Annotated in this window: 13 protein-coding genes; 7 read left to right on the plus strand and 6 right to left on the minus strand. The window is 36.3% G+C overall.

Going from position 1 to position 16772, the window contains the following annotated elements; all coding sequences use genetic code 11:
* Nucleotides 1-32: 32 nt before the first annotated feature.
* The 6 genes from ACM55K_RS15255 to ACM55K_RS15280 all read right to left on the minus strand — a co-directional run bounded on the left by ACM55K_RS15255 (nt 33) and on the right by ACM55K_RS15280 (nt 8384).
* Complete coding sequence (locus ACM55K_RS15255) at nt 33-1025, minus strand: Gfo/Idh/MocA family protein (protein WP_416851129.1); 993 nt, start codon at nt 1023-1025, stop codon at nt 33-35.
* A gap of 123 nt (nt 1026-1148) precedes the next feature.
* On the minus strand, nt 1149-2684 hold the full coding sequence (locus tag ACM55K_RS15260; protein ID WP_416851130.1) for an aldehyde dehydrogenase (NADP(+)): 1536 nt from the start codon (nt 2682-2684) through the stop codon (nt 1149-1151).
* A gap of 81 nt (nt 2685-2765) precedes the next feature.
* Nucleotides 2766-3689 carry a 5-dehydro-4-deoxyglucarate dehydratase gene (locus tag ACM55K_RS15265; RefSeq protein ID WP_416851131.1) on the minus strand — a complete coding sequence of 308 codons (924 nt, stop codon included), beginning with the start codon at nt 3687-3689 and terminating at the stop codon, nt 2766-2768.
* 33 nt (nt 3690-3722) lie between these two features.
* The gene (gene garD, locus ACM55K_RS15270; RefSeq protein ID WP_416851132.1) at nt 3723-5264 is read right to left on the minus strand and encodes a galactarate dehydratase; all 1542 of its coding nucleotides are present in this window, start codon (nt 5262-5264) and stop codon (nt 3723-3725) included.
* The gene (locus tag ACM55K_RS15275) at nt 5265-6698 is read right to left on the minus strand and encodes a GntP family permease (RefSeq protein ID WP_416851133.1); all 1434 of its coding nucleotides are present in this window, start codon (nt 6696-6698) and stop codon (nt 5265-5267) included.
* 240 nt (nt 6699-6938) lie between these two features.
* Complete coding sequence (locus tag ACM55K_RS15280; RefSeq protein WP_416851134.1) at nt 6939-8384, minus strand: MFS transporter; 1446 nt, start codon at nt 8382-8384, stop codon at nt 6939-6941.
* Between the two features lie 656 nt (nt 8385-9040).
* Between ACM55K_RS15280 and ACM55K_RS15285 the strand changes: the two genes are divergently transcribed.
* The 7 genes from ACM55K_RS15285 (at nt 9041) to fucP (ending at nt 16714) form a co-directional block, all read left to right on the plus strand.
* Nucleotides 9041-10189 carry an ABC transporter substrate-binding protein gene (locus ACM55K_RS15285; protein WP_416851135.1) on the plus strand — a complete coding sequence of 383 codons (1149 nt, stop codon included), beginning with the start codon at nt 9041-9043 and terminating at the stop codon, nt 10187-10189.
* Nucleotides 10186-11331, plus strand: coding sequence for a CaiB/BaiF CoA transferase family protein (locus ACM55K_RS15290; RefSeq protein ID WP_416851136.1), 1146 nt, complete (start codon nt 10186-10188; stop codon nt 11329-11331). The genes ACM55K_RS15285 and ACM55K_RS15290 overlap by 4 nt, the downstream gene beginning before the upstream one ends.
* On the plus strand, nt 11332-12471 hold the full coding sequence (locus ACM55K_RS15295; RefSeq protein ID WP_416851137.1) for a CaiB/BaiF CoA transferase family protein: 1140 nt from the start codon (nt 11332-11334) through the stop codon (nt 12469-12471).
* A complete protein-coding gene (locus ACM55K_RS15300) occupies nt 12471-13694 on the plus strand; it encodes an extracellular solute-binding protein (protein ID WP_416851138.1) in 1224 nt (407 codons plus the stop codon). Before ACM55K_RS15295 ends, ACM55K_RS15300 begins: the two co-directional genes overlap by 1 nt.
* Before the next feature lie 6 nt (nt 13695-13700).
* Complete coding sequence (locus tag ACM55K_RS15305) at nt 13701-14774, plus strand: Gfo/Idh/MocA family protein (RefSeq protein ID WP_416851139.1); 1074 nt, start codon at nt 13701-13703, stop codon at nt 14772-14774.
* A gap of 150 nt (nt 14775-14924) precedes the next feature.
* On the plus strand, nt 14925-15386 hold the full coding sequence (locus tag ACM55K_RS15310; RefSeq protein WP_416851140.1) for a MaoC/PaaZ C-terminal domain-containing protein: 462 nt from the start codon (nt 14925-14927) through the stop codon (nt 15384-15386).
* Between the two features lie 2 nt (nt 15387-15388).
* The gene (gene fucP / locus ACM55K_RS15315) at nt 15389-16714 is read left to right on the plus strand and encodes an L-fucose:H+ symporter permease (RefSeq protein WP_416851141.1); all 1326 of its coding nucleotides are present in this window, start codon (nt 15389-15391) and stop codon (nt 16712-16714) included.
* The last annotated feature ends 58 nt before the right edge of the window (nt 16715-16772 follow it).

A 16772-nucleotide genomic window follows, 5' to 3' on the forward strand; every position in this document is an offset into this window, starting at 1 on the left:
TGAGATAAAACCAGCTTAATAAACGAGTTAAATTAAATATTCCTAATAATCTTGTCCATGATCCAACTGGTATGTAATCCTGATTCTCCACTGGAGGGATGCACCATATTTCCAAGCAAATGTTCCCGCATATTTTCTACGTGATAAAGCTGAACATTCTCCGGATGTTTTATAACTAATTCCATTTGGCTTTGTTTAGTAGTCATTCGAATTGGGTTTTCATCAAATACAGAAAACTCGATCTTCCCTTTACTACCCATAATTTGAACATGATCTTCCCGTATTCCCGAACCAAAATTCCAACTACCTGTTCCCGTAATTCCAGATTCATGAACCCAACAAGCAGCTACAGCGTCATTTGCAGTATACAATCCCTGCTGATTAACAGCAAAGCCCGATACGGCTTTTACGGTACCCAATAAGTACACAAATAGGTCTAAACCATGACTGGCTAAATCATCAAAATAACCACTTTGTGCTACTTTAGAATCTGTCCTCCAATTGTAATTCCCTGATAAATCAACATCAGATGCCGGTGTGCTAAAATTCCAGCTAATGCATCTGACATCACCTATTTCATTAGCATCAAGCCACTTTTTTACTTGATTAAACCGTGGCAATGAACGTCTATAATAAGCCACAAATAAGGGAATATCCTTTTCCTTAAATGCGTTGTAAATTATCAGACTATCTTCATACGTTGGTGCCATTGGTTTTTCAATACAGCATAGTTTTCCGGCCTGAGCCACTTTAAGTCCATAAAATTTATGAGAATCAGGAGGAGTAGCGATATAAATTGCATCAATTTCAGGATCATTAATCAAATTATCCGCATCTGAATAGGATTTGTCAATCCCATGTCTTTTTGCATAATCCGCACTTTTAAGCGCATCCCGTCTCATTACAGCTGAAAGCTCAAACCCTTTAGTTTTTTGATATGCTGGCCCACTTTTTATTTCGGTTACATTACCGCAACCAATTATACCCCAACGAATTATTTTTGATTTCAGATCTATATTCTCCATTCCTTGTTTATTTAAAATTATCCTATTTTATAAAAAACAGGACCAACTAAGCATTTAAATTTTATTTCTCTTAAACACAAAAAAAAGGACAAAGCATTCGCTTTATCCTTTTTTTTAAAATTTTTATTTCTCTAAATTACCATTTACCAATCTCCAAATATTTAAGGGATTTCCATTTCTGAGTGCAATAGGCAATAACATATCCGGATAATCTTGATAACATATTGGTCTGGCAAAACGCTTAATAGCATTTGTACCTACTGATGTTGTTTGGGAAGCTGTAGTTGCAGGATATGGTCCTCCGTGCACCATGGAATGGCAAACCTCAACACCCGTTGGATAGCCATTAATTAAAATCCTACCTACTTTTAATTCCAAGATATCAAATAATTCTCTGAATTCAACAAAATCAGCATCAGTACCGTGGATTGTTGCTGTAAGATGTCCTTCAAGATTTCTGGCAGCATCAAGAATCTGTTCTTTTGTTTGCGCTTCTACAATTATGTTTGACGGACCAAAATTCTCTTCTGCTAATACCTGATTTTGAAAGAATGTTGCTATTGATGTTTTAAAAATCCTTGCTTCGGCACTATTTAGAGACTCCACTGATTTTCCAGTGGCAATTACTTCAATAGTATCAATTTCCAAAGTGCTTTTGATTTTTTTATCGTAGGCTGCATTAATTCCTGCCGTTAACATTGTTGAAGCAGGAACTTCATTTATTTTAGAAATTAAGTCCGCAACAAATTTATCGGCAGCATCAGATTGCTGAACAAATGTCAAGCCTGGATTAGTACAAAATTGTCCAACCCCTTGCGTTATTGATCCAGCCATTCCTGCTGCAATCGCTTCTGCTTTCTCTTCCAGAATACCCGGCAAAATAAAAACTGGATTTGTACTTCCCATTTCGGCAAAAACTGGGATAGGTTCTGATCTTGTGTTTGCAATATCAAATAATGCTTTTCCACCTTTAAATGAGCCTGTAAATCCAACTGCTTTTATTCCCTGGTGTTTCACTAAAGCTTCACCTACCGCATTGGTATTCCCTTGTATTAATGAGAAAACACCTTCAGGTATTCCGCAAGCGTTCATCGCTTTTTCTATAGCACCCGCAACCATTGCTGATGTTCCAGGATGTGCGGGATGCGCTTTTACAACAACAGGACAACCTGCTGCCAAAGCGGATACCGTATCTCCTCCTGCTACAGAAAATGCCAAGGGAAAATTACTCGCTCCAAATACTGCTACAGGACCCAAAGGCAGTAACATATGTCGGATATCTGATTTAGGTAACGGAGCTCTATCCGGAATAGCCGTATCAACACGAGCGTCTACCCAAGAACCTTCCCTTACAACGGAAGCAAATAAATTTAATTGACCAATAGTTCTTCCTCTTTCACCCTGTAACCTTGCCAATGGCAATGCAGTTTCCAAATGACATCTTTCTAGAAGAGCATCTCCAAGGTTTAAAATTTCTTCACCAATACGCTCTAAGAAATTAGCGATACTGTTTTTATCTTTCTTTCTGTAAACATCAAAAGCTTTAGTAGCTTTTTCTACTGCAGCATCAATCTGGCTTTCCGTTGAGTTTATAAACGCTCCGTCCAATAATTCATTGTTGGTAGGATTTACTGCGTAGAATTTTTCGAGATTACTCATTTGTATTTTTTTATAGGATTTATTAACTTCTGAAAATAGCAGCGGTTAAATAAAAATTAGCTTTTTGAGAGAGACATTATATTAATTCAGAAGTTCTTCTTCTTTATCAATAATTTTTTGAAGTTCCAATAACTCCTCCGCTGAAGGCATAATTAATGGCGCACGAACATCTCCCGCACTTTTGCCTATTAATTGACAACCCGCTTTAATCAAACTCACAGAATAGCCTTGGTTTTTACTTCTCAAGCGAATAAAAGGAACAAAAAATTCTTTTACTATACGGTTTACTTTTTCAGTATCCCCCGCTCTAAGGGACTTATAAAAATGATTTGCCAGTTTTGGAACAAAATTAAATACTGCTGAAGAATACGTATTTACCCCAATTGACAGATACGCTTCCGAAATAATTTCTGCGGTTGGTACGCCTCCAATATAAACTAAGCGACTTCCAATAGATTTAATTGTAACGTTTAATTCTTCTATGTTTCCGGTCCCGTCTTTCAAAGCGATAAAATTTGGACATAAATCTGCCAATTTTTTTATCTGTTCGCCTGACAATATCCCATTACCGCGGTTGTAATAAATCACCGGTAATTTTGTGTTTTGCATTATCGTTTTGGCGTACTCCACTATTCCGCTTTGAGGACATTCTGTTAAATAAGGCGGCATTAGAAGTAAAGCATCAATTCCGGCCTCTTCTGCTATTTTTGCAAATTCTATGGCTTCGGGAATACTTCTTCCAACACTTGAAACAGTTGGTACTCTTCCATTAATAATTTTAGAGGTTACCCCAACGATTTGTTTGTATTCTTCCTTTGACAAGGAAAAAAATTCACCTGTTCCCCCTGCTACAAAAACAGCCGAAACTTCGTGACTTACAAACCATTCCAATCTGTCGGCAAAAGTGACTGCGTTAAACTGACCATTTTCATTCATATCCGTTATTGGAAAAGATAACAATCCATCACGTAATGCATTTTCAATTCTTGTATAAGATAATTCCATTGTAAATAATGTTTAAAAATTTATATTCAATTTCTATGTCAGTGGTCCTGGATTAAACAAAACCAAATCATTGTGCAATCCTAATATATCGCAGGCAACTTTTTTCTTTCCGCTGGCTACATCCAGAATTAAGAAAAATAATTCCCAACCCATTTCCTCAATTGTTTTTTCACCTGATGCTATCTGTCCTGCATCCAAATCAATTAAATCAAACCATCTTTGACTTAATTTAGAATTTGATCCCACTTTAATAACGGGCACCATCGACAAACCATAAGGTGTTCCTCTGCCGGTCATAAATACATGCATATTCATACCTGATGCCAATTGCAGTGTACCACAAACAAAATCACTGGCGGGTGTTGCAGCAAAAGACAATCCTTTTTTACGAATTTTTTCACCAGGTCCAAGTACGTCTACTATTGGACTTTTCCCTGATTTTGCAATAGAACCCAACGCTTTTTCCACTATTGTACTTAAACCGCCTAATTTATTACCCGGTGTTGTATTAGCACTTCGATCCACCTGACCTTGCAAAAGGTAATCATCATACCATTTCATTTCATCCAAAAGCGCTCTTCCCACTGTAGGATTTATTGTTCTTGGGACTAATAAATGAATGGCATCCCTAACTTCGGTTACTTCGGAAAACATAACGCTTCCGCCCACCCGAACTATTAAATCTGTAGCAAAACCTGCAGCTGGATTAGCTGTCAAACCAGAAAAGGCATCACTTCCTCCACATTGCATTCCTACCACTAAATCTGAGGCAGGGCAAGTTTCTCTTTTACGTTTGTTTAAGCTTTTTAAATGGGTTTCGGCAGTTTTCATAAGTCCCTTCACCATATCATTAAATCCATGAAAGGATTCATCTTGCATATAAGTTATACTAGAAATTTCATCAGAATCGTCATTGTTTTCAGGCAAAAGACTTTCAGGCCTTAATTTTTCACATCCTAATCCTATAATCATTATTCCTCCTCCAAAATTTGGATTTGCTGCAATATTCTTAATGGTCCTAATTGGAACAATTGCTGCAGGAGCATTAATAGCAACACCACATCCATAAGAATGATTGAGTGCTACAACATCATCTACATTTGGATATAAGGGAAGTAATTCTTGTTTAATTTTCTTAACCAGATGTTCGGTTAAACCAGCCACACATTGAACACTGGTAGTGATACCTAAAACATTCTTGGTACCGACGCTGCCGTCTGAATTTCGAAACCCCTCGAAAGTATATCCTTCCAAAGGTTCTACAACAGGAATACTGTTCTCTGATAAGGAAATAAATTTCAAATCAGGTGGATTCGGCAAGTCCATTTTAGACTCCTCTATCCATTCTCCTTGCTTTATTAATTTATTTGCATATCCAATAGTTTGACCGTATCGGATAATTTCTCCTCCCTTATTTATATCGGATAATGCAACTTTATGTCCTGATGGAATATACTGCAACAGCTTTATTCCGTCTTGAATTAAAGTTCCTTCAGCTAAACCAAGAGTATTAGCCACAATGCCAACATTATCTAATGGAGTAGTTTTAATTACTATGTTATTTGTTGCTTGCATTTAAATAAAAGGTAAAAATTTTGAAAGAATCATAATTAGAATTAAACCCGAAAATCCCATAACCATTGACAGAAAAGAAAAATGACGAATCGTTTCCTTTTCTTCCATCGCACACATTTCGGTTACAATCCAGAAAGCGCTGTCATTCATCCAAGTGAATATTTTAGAACCACAACCTATAGCCAAGGCAACATAAACTGGATTAAATTCCAGACCTGCGCTACTAATACCACTCATAACTCCTGCAGCTGTTACCATCGCAACCATTGCTGAACCTTGTACCGTTCGAACTGCAGCCGTTATAAAAAATGCTAAAGGCAAAACAGCCATCTGATAACTTGCTGCCAAACCACTTAAACTAATTCCGATTCCTGTCTGTTCCAGCATCTTTCCAAATACACCTCCTGAAGTGGTTATAAGGATAATCACTCCCGCACTACTTATAGATTCGGTGATTACTTTTTGGAAACTCTTAGTATCCTTCAACCTTGACCATAATAAAAATACCGCTATTGCTGCAGAAATTGCTAATGCAATATTAGGATCCCCTAAAACAGCAAAAGCCGAATTCCAGTACTTTTCAAACGAACTCAAACTGGCCTGATCTACTTTGCTTGACATTTCAGAAAAAGTATTGACCGTAATTAAAACTAAGGGCAGTATGACTGGCATAACAGAAATCCATAAACCCGGTAATTCTGAATTGTCTTTTTCGGCTAAAGTTTTCAGATCTTCAATACTGATATCTGGAGTATCACGCATAGGTAAATTCCATTTTTTATTAGCCCAAAGTGCATAAACATACCCACACAAACTAGTGAATATCCCAACAATGAACCCTCCCATTATCATGGTTCCGGTATCAATACCTAAGGCTTGAGCAACAAACAATGGTCCTGCAGCTGGCGGCACTAAGGAATGAGCCATAACTCCGCCGGCAATAACCATCATTAAATAAAGACTGTATTTTTTAGGACTATGGATTCCTAAACTTTTTATCAAAGGCAGCATCAGATAAAAAACAGTTTGAAAGAATACTGGAATTGCCAATAAAAAACTACCACACATTAAAGCCAATGAAGCATTCTTCTTTCCAAACAATCCCAAGAAACTGCGCACAATGCGTTCAGCACCCCCACTTTTCATCAAACAAGCTCCAATAATAGAACCTAAAGCGATTAAAATTCCTATTTTTCCACTGGTATTCCCAAAAGCATCCGCTAATCGTTTTCCGATTCCCTCGTTTGACAACGACTGAGAATCTTGAATTGACATTCCTTTATGAATCGCATATTCATAAATAAGGTCTGAAGAAGTCAGCAAACCGGTAACTAAAGCTGCGAGTAACAAAGAAATAACAGCATGTAGTTTTAATACGATGATACAAAAAAGGACTACTAAAGTTCCTATTAAAATGATAAAAATTGGATCCATATAATAATTAATTACTTTATTTATCTAAATTTAATTTGTTTCTGTGAGATTCTATTTTACTGCAAATTTGATTTTATTGAAAATTATTGCGATTCAAATTTTTATTTCAATCCATTAAGTTGAATTGAAAACAAGCCTTTTTTCACTAAATATAAAGTATAGGTTTAAGCCTCAGAATAGTACCCAATAGGCATACTCTAAGTTTTCAATCAGTAAAAAGCGGCTTATAATGAACTAATATTACAAATCCGTAATTGGAGCATATTTAGGAACTAATGATTTCATTACAACCCAACCTGTTAAGTAACAAACCGCACAAATGGAGAAAATGATAAAATATCCAGCTTCAATCCCTTGAAAGCCCATAAAAGCCATATTAGTTTCTTTGGTATAATCAAATAATAATCCTGAACCTTTGTTGATCATAGTAGAACCAATACCACCAGCCAGACCACCAATACCAGTAATGGTAGCGATTGCTTTTTTAGGGAACATGTCTCCAACTGTTGTAAAGATATTAGCCGACCAAGATTGGTGAGCTGCACCTGAAATACCAATTATAATTACCGGCAACCAATAGCTAATATGTCCCAAAGGTTGTGCTATTAAGGCTAATAATGGGAAGAATGCAAAAATCAACATGGCTCTCATTCTACCTTCATATGGATTCATTCCTTTCTTTTCAACAAAATAAGTTGGCAACCAACCTCCGATGATAGAAAGCAAAGTAATCATGTACAGAACAAATAGTGGCAAAGCGGCTTCTGTAGAATCCATTCCGTAAACAGAACTTAAATATGCAGGCGTCCAGAATAAGAAAAACCACCACACACCATCTGTCATAAACTTACCAAAAGCGAAAGCCCAAGTTTGTTTATACTTAAAACAATCCATAAGAGATACTTTGGTAGCAGTTTCGGGCACGTATCCTTCTAGTTTACTATCAGCAATGTCATCTTGCTGGATATATTCTAATTCAGCAGCACTAACTTTTGTATGGTTTTCAGGTTTATCATACATAAAAACCCAAAATCCCATCCAAACAAAACCTAAGGCTCCTATAATAATAAACGCCATTTCCCAACCAAAAGATTTTGCAATAAATGGAATGGAAATTGGAGCAGCCAATGCCCCAACAGTAGCACCAGCATTAAAGATACTGGTAGAGAATGCTCTGTCTTTTTTAGGAAAATATTCAGCTGTAGTTTTAATAGCGGCAGGAAAATTCCCAGCCTCACCTACTGCCAAAACAAAACGAGCAAAAATAAATAAGGTAACACTCACGTTAATTACCATCCCAGTATCATTTACATTACGAATTACTTCTTTTGCTCCTTCAAAACCAAGAAACCATTCGCCTGTTATTATCCCTGCTGTTGCAATACCGCAAAATGCATGTAAACAAGCTCCTATAGACCATATTCCAATAGCCCAAAGAAATCCTTTTTTGGTATCTAACCAATCTACAAATCTTCCTGCAAATAATAAAGATACTGCATAAAATATTGAAAATAAGGCCGTAATATTTCCATAATCGTTATTGGTCCAGTGGAATTCAGGTGCAATAAAATCGCTCCATGTCAAAGAGAGCACTTGTCTGTCCAAGTAATTGATGGTAGTTGCAAAAAAGAGCAAACCACAAATTGACCAACGGTAATTACCAATACCTTTATTTGTTTCGTTCATAGTTTCAATTATTTATAGAAAATTAAATATTAAATTAGTTTTGATTACATCTTGATTCACTAAAAAAGTTGCAATAAATCCAACTTCATATTAAAAATAAATACTAGCCTTAAAATTAATCTATTAGACCGGTTTAGCAAGAAATCTAAATTGAATTAATAGGTAATGTAATCGATTGCACAAATATACTTTATAATATTTATATTCCAAACTTTTTAAATAATATTTTAAATATACAGCATAAATAAACATATAATATAAAAAAAACATTGTTAAATTAAACATTTTAGAAAATAAATGTTAAAGATAAAATTTACATAAAATTAGCTAATTTAAACAATTCGGACCGTAGTTGAAATTATATATTCCACAAAATCAGACCAGTAAAGCGCATTATTTTTACAATAAAAACAGGAATTTACTCTTTTAAGGAGAAAAAATCATTCATTTAACCTTTATGACTTTCTATCCTAAGGACAGTTTGGAGGCTTTGGAAGGGATCAAAACAAAACAAAACCATAAACTCCCGCACACTAAAGTGTCTTATTTACATTTGTAAGTGTTGCACAATCCAATCTTATTTTTACATTTGTAATTGTCATTTTGACTTTTTTACATCTAAAGTGACACTATAAATACTAATTACAAGAAATAAAATGAAGAGATTAAAAGGAATAACTTGGAATCACACCAGAGGCTTGTTACCAATGGTAGCAACAGCTCAGCGTTTTACCGAACTAAATCCAGGAATCGAGATTAGCTGGGAAAAAAGAAGTTTACAAGAATTTGCTGATGCTTCAATAGAAGATTTAGCCAAAAGATTCGACCTGCTGGTTATTGACCATCCATGGACGGGTTTTGGAGCACAAACAAATGCCATCCTCCCGCTATCGGATTACCTTTCTGCTGAATACATAAAAGATCAAGAAATAAATACCGTTGGCCGTTCTTATGGAAGCTATGTTTTTAGCGATAAACTATGGGCGTTACCAATTGATGCGGCAACTCCGGTAGCAGCGGCGCGATTGGATATTTTAGAGAAACAAGGATTAAAAGTTCCTCAAACTTATGCCGATTTATTGGCTTTAGCCAAAAAAGGATTGGTAGCTTTTGCCGGAATTCCAGTTGATGTCTTAATGAGTTTCTATATGTATTGCTGCAGTCTTGGCGAAGCTCCGTTTCAATCTGAAGAAAAAGTGATTTCTCCAGAAACAGGAAAAAAGGCATTACGAATGTTTAGAGAATTAGCACAATTAATTGATGTTGCTAATTTTAACAGGAATCCCATTCAGGTGTATGAAGCCATGGTAAACTCGGACGAAATAGCCTATTGCCCTTTTGCATATGGATATTCCAATTATTCCAGAATAGGATACAGTAGAAAACTGCTTCATTTTTATGATTTGGTAAGTCTAAACAACCAACCTATGATTAGCTCTTTGGGCGGCACAGGTTTAGCGGTTTCTTCATTTAGTGAACATATTCCCGAAGCAATTAAATATGCTGAATTCACAGCTTCATCGCAAGTGCAACAAAATATATTTGCTGACAATGGCGGACAACCAGGTCACCTACAAGCATGGAAAAGCGACAGAATCAATCAATTGACCCACGACTATTTTAAAAATACTTTGCCAGCCTTAGAAAGAGCTTTCTTGCGTCCAAGATATTCCGGACACATGTATTTTCAAGATCATGCCGGCGATGTTGTTCGTGATTACTTGATGAATGGCGGAAACGAAGACGTTGTTTTAGAAGAATTAAATGCGCTTTATGTGAAGTCTTTAAACTTACAAACTACATGAAACCATTAGAAGGATTAGTAGTATTAGAATTCTGCCAGTTTTTGGCAGGCCCGTCAGCGGGATTAAAATTAGCCGATTTAGGAGCAAGAGTAATAAAAATTGAACGCCCTATAAAAGGCGAAGCATGCAGACAACTCAGCATAAAAGATCTTTTTGTTGACGAAAGCAGTTTATTGTTTCACACCATCAATAGAAATAAGGAATCGTTTGCTGCCGATCTTAAGAATCCTGAAGATTTAGCTTTAGTGAAAAAACTCATCGCCAAGGCTGATATTATGACCCATAATTTCAGACCGGGCGTAATGGATAAAATAGGTTTAACCTTTGCGGATGCATTAGCTATTAATCCCAAAATAATCTATGGAACAATTACTGGTTACGGCGAGAAGGGTCCATGGGCTAAAAAACCGGGACAAGATTTACTGTTACAATCGCTATCGGGCCTAAGTTGGTTAAGCGGCAGGAAAAGTCAAGGACCAGTTCCTTTTGGTTTAGCTGTGGCCGATTTAATGTGTGGCAATCATTTTGTACAAGGAATTTTAACCGCATTACTCAAAAGAGCAAAAACAGGAAAAGGAGTTTTGGTAGAAGTGAGTTTACTTGAATCTGTTTTGGATATTCAGTTCGAATCGATTACCTCCTTTTTGAATGATGGCGGACAATTGCCTGAAAGAGGAGATGTTAAAGGAAGTGCGCATGCCTTTCTAAGCGCTCCTTATGGCGTTTACCAAACTCAAAATGGCTATATATCCCTAGCAATGGGCGACTTGCTTTGCATTGGAAATCTATTGGAAATTAATTTAGAAAAATACGCCGACAAGCACCAATGGTTTGCTTCGAGGAATGAAATAAGAGAATTGTTGAGCGCCAGACTAAGTACACAAACCTCCGAACATTGGCTGGATTTATTGCAAAGTAAAGGTGTTTGGTGCGGAAAAGTCTTAAATTATGATGACCTGGACAATCAGTCTTTTGTGAATGATTTGCAATTGAAACAAACGGTAAAAAATTCAGCGGGAGAAACATTGGTCACAACCAGAAGTCCTATTCAATTGGACGGTGAAATTTTAGTTAACACTAAAGCTGCCCCAAAAGTTGGAGAGGATAATTTAATAATACATGAACAATTTTTAAACGAGTAGATGAAACCATTAGAAGATTATTTAATAGTAGATTTTAGCCAGTTTCTTTCAGGCCCATCAGCCAGTTTGCGATTAGCTGACTTAGGAGCTCGTGTTATAAAAATTGAGAAACCCGGCACTGGAGACATCTGCCGAACCTTATATACTTCTGATTTGATAATGAATGGAGAATCTTCCGTATTTCATACCATCAACAGAAACAAAGAATCGTTTGCCATAGATTTTAAACAGCCCGCTGAACTCGAAAAATTAAAAAAACTGTTGGCCAAAGCAGATGTGGTGATGCATAATTTCAGACCTGGAGTGATGGAACGAGTGGGCTTAAGTTATGATGACGTAAAAGAAATTAATCCAAACGTAGTCTATGCAGAAATTTCTGGCTACGGTACAAAATCCGAATTAAAAGATTTACCTGGACAGGATTTATTATTACAATCTTTAACCGCCTTAACATGGTTAAGCGGAAATCAAGATGATGGACCGGTACCAATGGGTTTATCGATTGTAGATATGCTGGCTGGAGCCCATTTGGCACAAGGAATTTTAGCGGCATTGTATAGAAAAGCTGTTCATAATATTGGGGCAATGGTTCAGGTGAGTATGCTGGAATCTGCTTTTGATTTTCAGTTTGAAACCATTACTACCTATTTTAATGACGGTGGCCAATTACCCGTAAGAACAAAAAGCAACAATGCGCATGCGTATTTAGGAGCACCTTATGGAATCTACAAAACCAATAATGGCTATTTAGCTTTGGCAATGGGGTCTATTCCGGTTTTGGCTGCGCTTTTAAAATGCGAGGCACTTTTGCAATTTCCTGAGAATAAATTTGGTTTAAGAGACGAAATTAAGAATATTCTAGCCACTCACCTACTTACTCAGAATACTGAATTTTGGTTGGGTATTTTGGAACCTGCAGATATTTGGTGTGCGAGTGTATTAAACTACCAACAATTGTTTACAGAAGAAGGTTTTAAAGTTTTAGATTTCGTACAGGAAGTTCAAATGATAGATGGCTATTCGTATAAAACTACAAGATGCCCAATCAAAATAGATGGTGAATTTTTTACTTCAACCAAAGGTTCCCCAAAATTAGGACAGGATAATGAGAAGATTTTAAAAGAATTTATTAATTGCTAATGGAAAAAATAAGAATAGCAGTTAGAAAATTCGGACCTTTTGAAAGCACGTTACAAAAGCTATGGGATTTATTTTGCCAAGAAAATAACATACGTATTGAAGCTGAAATGATTCCTTTGGAATTGCATGACTTGTATGAAGAAACTATCACAAATAAAGGCTTAAAAAACGGAAACTGGGATATTGCACACATGAATACCGATTGGATATTTGAAGCTGTAAATGAAAAAGCAGTTCAAGATTTAACGCCATTCATTGCTCAAAATCCCCCTCAAAACTATCCTGACGGATGGCATCAATCTTTGCTGAATTTACAACAAATTAACAACGGAACATATGGATTACCTTTTCATGATGGACCGGAATGTTTGATTTTCAGAAAAGATTTATTTGAAAATACTGCTGAACAGCAAAATTTCAAAAAACGATTTGGCTATGAATTGCATCCTCCAAAAACATGGGCAGAATTTACCCAAATAGCGGAGTTTTTCAACAGGCCAGAAGAAAACCTTTATGGCTGCGTTTTTGCAAATTATTCTGACGGTCACAACATGGTTTTTGATTTTTGCTTGCAATTATGGACCAGAGGAGGATCATTATTAAATGCTCAAAATCAAATTGACATCAACCACTCCGCGGCAGTTGAAGCTTTAGATTATTACAGAAACATAGTCAATAATAAAAATGCTGTTCATCCCAAATCAAAAGATTTTGGTTCCGTAGAAGCGGGAATGGCTTTCGCCAAAGGAGAAGCTGCTTTGGCAATCAATTGGTTTGGTTTTGCATCGATGTGTGAAGTAATCGAGGAATCAAAAGTGAAAGGCAAAGTAGACATTACGGAACTTCCCCACGATAAAAACAACAAAACAGCTTCGCTGAATGTGTATTGGCTGTATACTATTGGCGCAGGAAGCAAGCATCAAAAGCTGGCATATGATTTTCTACGATTTGCCACCACACCTGAAGGTGATAAATTATTAACGGAAGAAGGAGGAATTGGCTGTCGCAAATCCACTTGGAATGATCCCGAAATTAATGAGACTATTCCTTTTTATCACAAATTAGGAATGCTTCATGAACACGCTTTAACGTTACCACAAACCCCCGTTTGGCCGAAAATTGCCGAATTGATAGACAAAATGGTACTTAAAGCATTAGAAAGCGATATTCCATCTGGAGAACTCTTGGAAGAAACGCAAAATACTATTCAAAAAATTATTTAAAAAAACATGAATATCCCTTATAAACCATTATTACCTAAAACGCAACAACCAATAATCATTATTGGAGCCAGTGGAATTGTGAAAGATGCCCATTTGCCTGCCTATGAAATGGCTGGGTTTAAAGTTTTTGGTATTACAAACAGAACACTTTCAAAAGCACATGATCTTGCCCAAAAATTCAAAATAGACCATGTTTTTGAAAACGTTGCCGATGCAGTAAAAAATGCACCCGAAAATGCTGTTTATGACATTACGGTTCTTCCCGATCAATACATAGAAATATTAGAACAATTGCCAGATGGTGCTGCAGTACTTATTCAAAAACCAATGGGTAATGATTTAGCACAGGCCCGTGAAATTGTAGCCGTTTGCGAAAGAAAAAAATTAGTGGCGGCGATAAATTTTCAATTGCGTTTTGCCTCTTTTGTCAGTGCAGCCAGACATATTATCAACCAAGGAATTATTGGAGAATTATACGACTTAGAATTCAAAGTTACCGTTAATACCCCATGGGAATTGTTCCCACTTATCAAGGAACATCCAAGATTGGAAATCCTTTTTCATAGTGTGCATTATATCGATTGTATTCGTTCGTTTTTAGGAAATCCTAAAAGCGTGATGGCAAAAACAGCCAAACATCCGTTAAAAAAATTATCTTCGAGTAGGTCTAGTATTATTTTGGATTATGGCGAAACTATGCATGTGGTAATTAATACCAATCACGATCATCATTTTGGCCCTAAACATGAAGAAAGTTATATTAAATGGGAAGGGACAAAAGGAGCAATAAAAGCTAAGATGGGCTTGTTGATGAATTATCCTGACGGATTGCAAGACTCATTTGAATATGCGCTACCCCTTGAAGGCAATGAGAAAGAATATGAATGGAAAAAAATCGAGCTCGAAGGTTCTTGGTTTCCGGAGGCTTTTATCGGCACCATGTCAAATTTGATGCGCTTTAAAGAAGGCTCTGATCAAATCTTACATACAAGTGTGCAAGACATTTTAGAAACCATGAAAGTGGTTGAGGCTTGTTACATCAGTAATAAAAATGGCGGCGTTTCCTTAGATGAATTATAAAAATACGATTCGCTTAAAATATTGTAAAAAACATAATAACACAATTTAAACTACATAAGGAATATAAAGTCGTATAAGCTGAAATATAACAGTAAAAAACTTAAATGACCATATATTCCTTATTTGGTTAACAAAACAACACTTAAAAATATGTATTTTAAATCCACATTTTTCGAAGAGTATCAAATCGACGATAAACGAGTAACATTAGGCAGAACCATTACCGAAACCGATTTTGTAGTTCATGCAGGCCACACGGGAGATTTTTTTCCGCATCATATGGACGAAGAATGGTGTAAGACACAACCTTTTGGTCAGCGTATTGCCCATGGAACCATGGTTTTCAGCATTGGTATTGGCTTGACCGCATCCGAAATTAATCCAGAAGCATTTTCCAAAGGATATGACAGAATGCGATTTGTGAAACCCGTACACATAGGCGACACCATCCATTCCGAAATCACCATTTCCGAAAAAGGAGAAGCAAAAAGACCCGAAATGGGCACCGTAACAGAACACGTTGAAATCATTAACCAAAGAGGCGAAGTGGTATTGGTGTGTGATCATCTGTTATTAGTAAAAAAGAAATTACCCTTAAACCAAAAAATATAATCATGCAAGTAACGAACCAAATGGGCGATCAACATGAAGTGCCAACAGAAAAAGGAGTAGGAGCTGGAAAAAAATACCTTTTGCCTTTTATTTTAATTACCAGCTTGTTTTTCCTTTGGGGAATGGCGCACGGTCTAGACGGTATTTTGATTCCACATTTAAAAAAAGCTTGCCAACTCAACAACAGACAATCTACATTGATAGATACGTCCATCTTTTTTGCCTATTTTATAATGGCTATTCCAGCTGGGCTTATTATCAAAAAAATAGGTTATAAAAACAGTATTATTACTGGTTTATTAGTTTTTGCCGCAGGAGCATTTCTTTTTGTGCCAGCTGCGAATAGCACAAACTTCGAACTTTTCTTATTTGCTTTATTTGTAATTGGTTGTGGATTGACAATTCTTGAAACCAGTGCCAATCCTTATGCAGCCATATTAGGCCCTCCAGAATCGTCTTCCAATAGATTGAATTTGGCCGCTTCGTTTAATGGTTTGGCCGTAACCATAGCTCCTTTTTTGGGAGGCATTTTTATACTCTCGGGAGTCAACTATTCGGCAGAACAAATGACAGCCATGCCAGAAGCAACAAAAGCTGCTTATTTTTTGGAAGAAGCTGCAGCCGTAAAATTGCCTTATATCATTTTGGGAAGTATTTTGGTTTTGGTGGCCATCTTGTTTTATTTCATGCATTTGCCTTCGATGAAACCACAACATACTGAGGTCGAAGTTAAACCTGGATTTTTCTCTGTATTAAAGTTTTCTCATTTAAGTTGGGCAGTTGTAGCACAGTTTTTTTATGTGGGAGCACAAGTTTGTGTAACCAGTTTTTTTGTTCGAATAGCTCAAAAAGAAGCCGGGTTAGATGAAAAAACAGCCGCTTATTACCTTGGTATTTATGGTTTCTTGTTTATGGCGGGTCGATTTAGCGGAACATTCTTTTTAAAATTCGTCAAAGATTATATATTGCTTTCCATCTATTGTGTAATAAGCGTTTTTCTTTGCTTGGTTGCTATTTACGGATCAGGAATTTATATAATTTATGCATTAGGCGGCATTGGATTTTTTATGTCAATCATGTTTCCAACGATTTTCTCTTTGGGTCTGGTAGGATTAAAATCCAATACCGAGACAGGTTCGTCATGGTTGGTAATGTCAATTGTAGGTGGTGCGATACTTCCTTACGGAATGGGAACTTTAATTGACATCAAACACGATGATATCCAAGCCGGATACATCATTCCTTTAGTTTGTTTTTTAATAATCCTTTATTTTGGAGTATTTGGACATAAAGTAAAACAACCTATTTCAAGTCAACTTCCCGAATAATAAACGACTATTTAATTGATAACTTATTTATCAAATATTTAAACCGAAAGAAAATAAA

Source organism: Flavobacterium arabinosi (assembly GCF_048158725.1).
Classification (GTDB): domain Bacteria; phylum Bacteroidota; class Bacteroidia; order Flavobacteriales; family Flavobacteriaceae; genus Flavobacterium; species Flavobacterium arabinosi.